This is a genomic window from Prevotella sp. P5-126 (assembly GCF_002251185.1).
GTDB lineage: Bacteria > Bacteroidota > Bacteroidia > Bacteroidales > Bacteroidaceae > Prevotella.
In genome coordinates this window covers 1-1298 of sequence record NZ_NPIZ01000060.1, presented here as the reverse complement: position 1 = coordinate 1298, position 1298 = coordinate 1, and the positions used below count along the sequence as shown (strand labels likewise).

The 1298-nt window shown below is 36.7% G+C and carries 1 protein-coding gene; it reads right to left on the bottom strand.

Annotation, left to right across the window (positions count from 1 at the left end; genetic code table 11):
* Positions 1-13: 13 nt before the first annotated feature.
* Entirely contained in the window at positions 14-1186 is a 1173-nt protein-coding gene (locus tag CIK90_RS06900; RefSeq protein ID WP_094390244.1) for an IS4 family transposase, read from the bottom strand.
* Positions 1187-1298: the final 112 nt, after the last annotated feature.

Sequence of the window (1298 nt, the reverse complement as noted above, 5' to 3'; positions counted from 1 at the left end):
TCACTAGTGTCCACTAAATAAATTTAAGACTTAATTCTCTTACAGTTTGTAACTTCTCGGCAGGTTCGCTTTTGCCGAGCAAATCTACGAGAGGGGTTCTGTCCAACAATGAGACAGATAAAATTCTTAACAAATCATACATTTCCATATTCAATTTCATTTTTCGTTCAACAATCGCAACCAAGCAATATGCAATGATTGCACTATACAATTGTATCTTTACAGCATTTTCGGTTGTGCCATAGAATTCCTTGACATGAAGATGTTGCTTCATCCATTTGAAGAACAACTCTACCCTCCAACGATATTTGTAAGCCAATGCAATATCCTCTGCAGAGAGGATGGAGTTATTGGTATAAAACACAAAGGTTCTGTTTCCCTCCTTATCATAAAAGGTGATTCTTCTCATTGGGGAAGAGTATTGCTTTCGTGTTTTATATCCACTAAACTGTATCGTTTGATCAGCCATCACTCCCGTTATAGGGTTGTTATATTGTTTGTCTTCAATCACTGTATATGACATACGACGTTTCTCACGAACAACAAAGAACGCCTTTATCGTATTGATGATGGTGAGTTGCTCCGTGTCCATATATGCTCTATCAAATATGTATAAAGCATCAGGCTCATAAGGTATCTCGTTCATTACCTTGGAATCATGTAAATCCGCATTGGTTATAAGAAAGAATGATGGTATGTCTGTCTTTACATCATATAAGGTATGCATCTTTACACCACCTTTGTCATGATGAAGTTTACTCCACCAAAACACATTTAGGCAAAGTGAGATGGTTGTTGAGTCAAAAGCATAGACATTACCTTCATAGAAGAAGTCTTTGTCAACTAATCCTATGCGTAAGTCTCTTGCGGTCTTGACCATATGATACGCCATGTCTTCAAATATTTTAGCCTCTCTTTGCTCATTAGCTTTGGAAAGATTACTTCTGGTAACAGATGTGCCAAATCCAAGCCTGTTGAACTTAGTCTTATGCGCATTGAGCGTAGCTATCAAGTCTCGAAGACTCTCTCGATGGGTCAACTGAGCGAATATCATCACTAGCAAATGATTCCAACAAGTGAACTTCTTAACATATTTGTTTCCTTGATATTTTTTTACGAACCAATCGAACTGGTTTTTGGGAAGGAAATCACATATTTGACTGAATATATACTTACCTTGATTCATGAGTCTAAACTAACTTACAGATTGTAATTTTCTGCAAAGATAGTCATTTCTAACCCATAGAGTCATTTTTTGCTCGTATTTTGTCGCATATCAACCACTTACAACGATTGTT